Origin of the sequence: Pseudomonas sp. NY15364 (assembly GCF_048068235.1) — a bacterium.
GTDB classification, from domain to species: Bacteria; Pseudomonadota; Gammaproteobacteria; order Pseudomonadales; family Pseudomonadaceae; genus Aquipseudomonas; species Aquipseudomonas mendocina_D.
In genome coordinates, this window is sequence record NZ_JBLUPX010000062.1 from 1 (window position 1) to 6,071 (window position 6,071).

Consider the following 6,071-nt stretch of genomic DNA (forward strand, 5'->3'; position numbering starts at 1 on the left):
CCGATCTTCACCTTGGATATAGCCCATAAACGACAATGCCCCTATCGACCGATAGAGGCATTGTCTTCACCTTGCACTCAGACTGCTAGGTTTTCACACAGTCTGCATTGCCCGGCGTTTTCATTGCTGCTGCGATCCAAGAGGGTGTTTACAAGATAGGCGAACGAAGACAAGACAAGGCGAAAACGATCGAGAAAGCGGAGTTTACGTGCTCTAAATGAGCATTTCGAGATCGTTTTCAACGCAGTATTGCCAAGTGCAGCCATTTTGTAGACAGCCTCTTAGCCGCGAGGGCGCTTGGGCAGTACGTCCTTGAGCTTGGCATGCATGCTGCGCAGGCTTTTCTCGGTGGTATCCCAGTCGATACAGGCATCGGTTATGGATACGCCGTACTTGAGGTCGCCGAGATCCTTCGGAATCGACTGGCTGCCCCAGCCCAGGTGACTCTCGACCATCAGGCCAACGATGGAGTTGTTGCCTTCGAGAATCTGGTTGGCCACGTTCTCCAGAACCAGTGGCTGCAGGGCCGGGTCCTTGTTGGAGTTGGCGTGGCTGCAATCGACCATGATGTTCGGGCGAATGCCGGCTTTTGTCAGTTCCTGTTCACAAATGGCAACGCTGACCGAATCGTAGTTGGGCTTGCCGTTGCCGCCGCGCAGTACCACATGGCCATAGGCATTGCCCTTGGTGGTGACGATGGATACGCCACCTTCCTGGTTGATGCCGAGGAAGCGGTGCGGGCTGGAAACCGATTGCAGGGCGTTGATGGCCACGGTCAGACCGCCGTCCGTGCCGTTCTTGAAGCCAACGGCCGAGGAAAGGCCCGAGGCCATTTCGCGGTGGGTCTGGGATTCGGTGGTGCGTGCACCGATGGCCGACCAGCTGATCAAGTCCTGCAGGTACTGCGGGGAGATCGGGTCGAGCGCCTCGGTGGCGGTGGGCAGGCCCATTTCTGCCAGGTCGCGCAGCAGCTTGCGGCCGATGTGCAGACCGTCCTGGATCTTGAACGAGTCATCCAGGTAGGGGTCGTTGATTAGGCCTTTCCAGCCGACCGTGGTACGCGGCTTCTCGAAGTACACGCGCATGACCAGGAACAGGCTATCGGACAGCTCGGCAGCCAGCACCTTGAGGCGCTCGGCATATTCGTGAGCGGCCTTGATGTCGTGGATGGAGCAAGGGCCGACGACCACGAACAGGCGATGATCCTTGCCGTCGAGGATGTCACGTACCACCTGGCGACCATGGGCAACGGTCTTCAGTGCAGCATCGGTCAGGGGGATTTCGCGTTTGAGCTGATCGGGGGTGATCAGCGTTTCGTTGGAGGCGACGTTGAGGTCGTCGATCGGTAAATCAGCCATCGTGCTATTCATCGGGTCAGGTCGTCAGGTCACGGGTGCCGGCCGCCAGCGATCCCCTATGGCGGTGCACAGCTAGTTGGTGCAGGGGGAGCCGAACCTTAGCGCGTACGGGGCTGCGCGACAATGGGCGTGAAGTCCAATTAGCCTCATAGATTGGCAGTATGAGGTGGGGTTTTGCCCCTGCAGAGGGTTTATTCAGGCGAGATAGGGAAACTCCGCAGCATGCTTGGCGATCCAGTCCTGAGCGCATTGCTCGATGGCCATGGGCTGGCCTGACTCATGTTCGAGTTGTTGCCGGTAATGCTGGATCTGGCAGACCTGCTCGACCATACGCGCACGAAACAAGGTGTCTTCATCGATGAAGGCGATGCCCACCAGATAATCGCCCTCCTGCCGCCGACACCAGGCCACGACGCCGGGATAGCGGGCCTGGTCGCCTAGTAGGGGAATACGTAGCTCCACCGAGGTACCGCGACGAAACCCCCGCGACGAGTTGCACGCGACGCCGCCGAGGCTGATATTGTTCAGCCGTTGCCGGGGAATGCAGGCTTGTTTGCGCAGTACCAGTTCTACCGGCATGTCGCTTGGATGACGCAGAAACTTACGCATGAACACCGACCTTCAATGCAGGCAAACTGACATCAGTGAATTCAGTATAGCGACGCAATTGGAATTGACCGATCTGGATGCTGATCGCCGCCTGCTCGACCTTCCCGGTGCGTCGCTGCTGGTGTTCACAAGCACGGGCTGTGCCAGCTGCCGCTGGGCACGTCAGACCTTGCCTGGTATGCCACTGCCAATAGAGCGCCTGTGCTGGGTCGATGCAGGGCACAACGCCGGATTGGTGACGCGCTACGAGGTATTCCACTTACCGGCGCTGTTTCTGGTCAAGGACGGTCATTTCTTTGGCGCATTGCACGCACGTCTTACTCACTCCGATCTGGTTAACGCCTTGGGCGAGGCCTTGCTTCGCCCGGCTGAGGAGCTTCCCTGATGTCTCAATCCCCCACGCCGCGTATTGGCATTATCGGCACCGGTGCCATTGGCGGTTTCTACGGAACGATGCTGGCTCGCGCTGGCCATGACGTGCACTTTCTGCTGCGCAGCGAGTATGGCGCGGTGGTCGAGCGAGGCCTGCAGTTGAACAGTGCGGTACATGGTGCACTGAGCCTGGCTCCGGTACAGGCCTACCAGCATGTCGACGACATGCCGCCTTGCGACTGGTTGCTGGTGGGCACCAAGACCACCGCCAATGCCGAGCTGGCGCCGCTGATTACCAAGGCTGCAGGGGCAGGCGCCAAGGTGGTACTGCTGCAAAATGGCCTGGCAGTGGAAGATGAGCTGCGCCCACTGTTGCCCGACGAGTTGCACCTGCTGGGCGGGCTCTGCTACATCTGCGTTCATCGTAGTGCCCCGGGCGTGATCGAACATCAGGCGCTGGGGGCGATCAACCTGGCCTATCACTCGGGCCCTCTGGCCGATGACGAGGCGCGCCTGGCGCTGGCCGAGGAGGGCGCCAACCTGCTGCGCAGCACCGGCCTGGATTCGGCGGCGATGCGCGATCTGGCGCAAACGCGCTGGCAGAAGCTGGTGTGGAATATCCCTTATAACGGCCTGTCGGTGTTGCTCGATGCCGACACGCAGCGCCTGATGGGCAATCCCGACAGTCGTGCGTTGATCGCTGACATGATGCAGGAGGTGGTGCAGGCCGCTCAGGCGCTGGGCTACAGCATGCCGGACAGCTACGCCGACAAATTGCTGGCCGCCACTCAGCGCATGCCCGATTACCTGCCGAGCATGTACCACGATTTCGCTCAGGGCCGCGTGGCGGAACTGCATGCCATCTACGAGGCGCCATTGGCGGCTGCGGACGCAGTGGGTTTCGATATGCTCAAGGTGCGCGCTCTGTATCAGGCGCTGCGGTTCATTCAGGCTCGCCAGGAGGCCTAAATATGGGTAAGGGGCTGGGGGGCAAACTGGTGCTGGCGATCTCTTCGCGGGCGCTTTTCGATCTGAGCGAAAGCCACCAGATCTACGAAAGCGAAGGCGTGGAGGCCTATCGCCGCTATCAGATCGAGCATGAAGACGAAGTGCTGATGCCGGGCGACGCCTTTCCCCTGGTGGAGAAGCTGCTGGGGCTCAACACGCGTCTCAGCGAGCAGCGCGTGGAAGTCATCCTGGTGTCGCGCAACAGTGCCGATACCGGGTTGCGTGCGTTCAACTCGATCCAGCACTACGGGCTCGGCATATCCCGCGCCGCCTTCGTAGGTGGTCGTAGCCCCGATCCTTATCTGGCAGCCTTTGGCTGTCATCTGTTTCTGTCTACTCATGCCGACGATGTGCGCAATGCACTGAAGGCCGGTTTCGGCGCAGCCACGCTGCTTTCCGGTGGCGCGCGGCGGGCGAACAGCAACGAACTGCGCATCGCCTTCGATGGCGATGCCGTGCTGTTCTCCGACGATTCCGAGCGCGTCTACCAGAGTGGCGGTCTCAACGCCTTCCAGGATCATGAGCGCGAAGCCGCAAGGCAGGCGCTGCTGGGCGGGCCTTTCAAACCCTTCCTGGCGGCTCTGCACAGCCTGCAGCAGGAGTTTCCCGAGGCAGACTGCCCGATCCGTACCGCGTTGGTGACCGCACGTTCGGCGCCGGCGCATGAGCGGGTGATTCGCACCCTGCGGGAATGGAACATTCGTCTGGACGAATCCTTCTTCCTCGGTGGGCTGGACAAGTCGGCGGTGCTCGAAGCCTTCGCCGCCGACGTGTTCTTCGACGATCAGACCGGACACTGCGAAAAGACGCGCCAAGTGGTCGCCACTGGTCATGTCCCGCATGGGGTGAGCAACGAGTTGCTGCCCTGAGCCGATGCTGGCGCTCAAGCGCCTGCATATAGCCATTCGTCCTAAATAACGCTGCCAATCTTGCTTTGTCTGATGCGCTGCTAAGCTCAATAAAGGGCCTGCGCCAGCAGTCGAGGAGGCCGCGTGATCCGTTCGATACTCTATGCCACCGATCTGGGGCTTTATGCTTCCTATGTGCTGCAGCACGCCCTTGCCATGAGCCGTAGCTTCAAGGCTGATCTGTATGTGGTGCATGCGGTTGAACCCATGGGGTTGTTCGCTGAGTCCGTACTCCAGACCTACCTGGATGAAGAAACCCTCGGGGAGCTTCGTCGCAATGGGTTGAGCACGGTCATGGCCAGCATCGAGCAGCGTGTGCTGGAGGGATTTCGCGACGAGTTGGGTGATGCTCAGCAGGATCTCGAACTGATTCGTGCTGTGCGGGTGTTGCAGGGGGACCCGCCGGCGATGATTCTTGAGGAGGCGCAGAAACTTGGGGTGGATCTGCTGGTCGTAGGCAGTCATAGCCATGGTGCGGACTTGGCCGTGCCGCTGGGTCGCACCGCCGCACGGATCGTGCAATTGTCGGAAGCACCGGTGTATCTGGTGCCCATGCTGCAACACCGTGGGTATGGGGATTTGTAAGAAGGGGTAAATAATAAAACGTTCTAGGCTGTTCTATTAAACCAATAATATGGTTATATACGGCGTTGGCGGCTGTTGGCCTGCCTTACTGCTCTGAGGGAAACATATGAAGCTTCAGCAATTGCGCTACATCTGGGAAGTTGCGCACCACGACCTCAACGTATCGGCTACCGCTCAGAGCCTGTACACCTCGCAACCAGGGATCAGCAAGCAGATTCGCTTGCTCGAGGATGAGCTGGGCGTGGAAGTTTTCGCCCGCAGCGGCAAGCACCTGACCCGCGTGACCCCAGCCGGGGAGCGCATCATCACAACGGCCGGCGAGATTCTGCGCAAGGTCGAGAGCATCAAGCAGATTGCCCAGGAGTTCTCCAACGAGAAGAAGGGCACCCTGTCCATCGCCACCACCCACACCCAGGCCCGTTATGCCCTGCCGCCGGTGATCAGCGCGTTCATCAAGCAGTACCCAGACGTCGCTCTGCACATGCATCAGGGCACGCCGACGCAGATCGCCGAAATGGCGGCCGACGGCAGCGTGGATTTCGCCATCGCCACCGAAGGCCTGGAGATGTTCAACGACCTGATCATGATGCCTTGCTACCGCTGGAACCGCTGCGTGGTGGTGCCGCAGGGGCATCCGCTGACCAAGCTGCCGAAGTTGACCCTCGAAGCCCTGGCCGAGCACCCCATCGTCACTTACGTATTCGGCTTCACCGGTCGTTCGAAACTGGACGAGGCCTTCAGTCATCGTGGCCTGACGCCCAAGGTGGTGTTCACCGCAGCCGATGCCGACGTGATCAAGACCTATGTGCGCCTGAACCTGGGTGTGGGCATCGTGGCCAAGATGGCTGTCGACGCCAAGCTCGATCCGGATCTGGTGGTGCTCGATGCCGATGACTTGTTCGAGCCCAGCGTGACCAAGATCGGTTTCCGTCGCGGTACCTTCCTACGTGGCTTCATGTGCGATTTCATCGAGCGTTTCGCCCCGCACCTGACCCGCGACATGCTGGCCAAAGCCGTGCAGTGCCACAACAAGTCCGAACTGGAAGAGTTGTTCAGCGGCGTCGAACTGCCGATGCACTGAAGCCTGCTTTGAAACGAAAAATGGCGCTCAATGCAGACCGTGTGAAAACGTTCTGAACTGAACCGGTTCAATACAAACGCCTCGATTGATTCGGGGCGTTTGTGTTTTTACTAGTGCAATGATGCAAAGTGCAGCGCTCAGGTCAGCAGC

Annotated in this window: 7 protein-coding genes; 5 read left to right on the forward strand and 2 right to left on the reverse strand. The window is 59.8% G+C overall.

The features are described 5' to 3' along the window. Positions 1-281 precede the first annotated feature (281 nt). Positions 282-1,358: a 3-deoxy-7-phosphoheptulonate synthase gene (locus tag ACNFCJ_RS23690; protein WP_179576477.1), complete on the reverse strand. Its 1,077-nt coding sequence runs from the start codon at positions 1,356-1,358 to the stop codon at positions 282-284. Between the two features lie 195 nt (positions 1,359-1,553). After that, the gene (locus tag ACNFCJ_RS23695) at positions 1,554-1,967 is read right to left on the reverse strand and encodes a PilZ domain-containing protein (protein WP_099524323.1); all 414 of its coding nucleotides are present in this window, start codon (positions 1,965-1,967) and stop codon (positions 1,554-1,556) included. On the opposite strand from ACNFCJ_RS23695, the gene ACNFCJ_RS23700 reads away from it, so the two are divergent. The 5 genes from ACNFCJ_RS23700 (at position 1,966) to cysB (ending at position 5,921) form a co-directional block, all read left to right on the forward strand. Further along, on the forward strand, positions 1,966-2,352 hold the full coding sequence (locus tag ACNFCJ_RS23700; RefSeq protein ID WP_416773845.1) for a thioredoxin: 387 nt from the start codon (positions 1,966-1,968) through the stop codon (positions 2,350-2,352). The genes ACNFCJ_RS23695 and ACNFCJ_RS23700 overlap by 2 nt on opposite strands. After that, entirely contained in the window at positions 2,352-3,308 is a 957-nt protein-coding gene (locus ACNFCJ_RS23705; protein ID WP_416773846.1) for a putative 2-dehydropantoate 2-reductase, read from the forward strand. Before ACNFCJ_RS23700 ends, ACNFCJ_RS23705 begins: the two co-directional genes overlap by 1 nt. A gap of 2 nt (positions 3,309-3,310) precedes the next feature. Next, positions 3,311-4,216: a 5'-nucleotidase gene (locus tag ACNFCJ_RS23710; RefSeq protein WP_416773847.1), complete on the forward strand. Its 906-nt coding sequence runs from the start codon at positions 3,311-3,313 to the stop codon at positions 4,214-4,216. Positions 4,217-4,339: 123 nt separating this feature from the next. Next, complete coding sequence (locus tag ACNFCJ_RS23715; protein ID WP_416773848.1) at positions 4,340-4,840, forward strand: universal stress protein; 501 nt, start codon at positions 4,340-4,342, stop codon at positions 4,838-4,840. A 106-nt stretch (positions 4,841-4,946) separates the two neighbouring features. Beyond that, positions 4,947-5,921 carry an HTH-type transcriptional regulator CysB gene (gene cysB, locus ACNFCJ_RS23720; RefSeq protein WP_037003999.1) on the forward strand — a complete coding sequence of 325 codons (975 nt, stop codon included), beginning with the start codon at positions 4,947-4,949 and terminating at the stop codon, positions 5,919-5,921. The last annotated feature ends 150 nt before the right edge of the window (positions 5,922-6,071 follow it).

Bases quoted from the DNA above. Each gene is read 5' to 3' on its own strand.
- ACNFCJ_RS23690 (WP_179576477.1), bottom strand. From the start codon at position 1,358: ATGGCTGATTTACCGATCGACGACCTCAACGTCGCCTCCAACGAAACG.
- ACNFCJ_RS23700 (WP_416773845.1), top strand. From the start codon at position 1,966: ATGAACACCGACCTTCAATGCAGGCAAACTGACATCAGTGAATTCAGT.
- ACNFCJ_RS23695 (WP_099524323.1), bottom strand. From the start codon at position 1,967: ATGCGTAAGTTTCTGCGTCATCCAAGCGACATGCCGGTAGAACTGGTA.
- ACNFCJ_RS23705 (WP_416773846.1), top strand. From the start codon at position 2,352: ATGTCTCAATCCCCCACGCCGCGTATTGGCATTATCGGCACCGGTGCC.
- ACNFCJ_RS23710 (WP_416773847.1), top strand. From the start codon at position 3,311: ATGGGTAAGGGGCTGGGGGGCAAACTGGTGCTGGCGATCTCTTCGCGG.
- cysB (WP_037003999.1), top strand. From the start codon at position 4,947: ATGAAGCTTCAGCAATTGCGCTACATCTGGGAAGTTGCGCACCACGAC.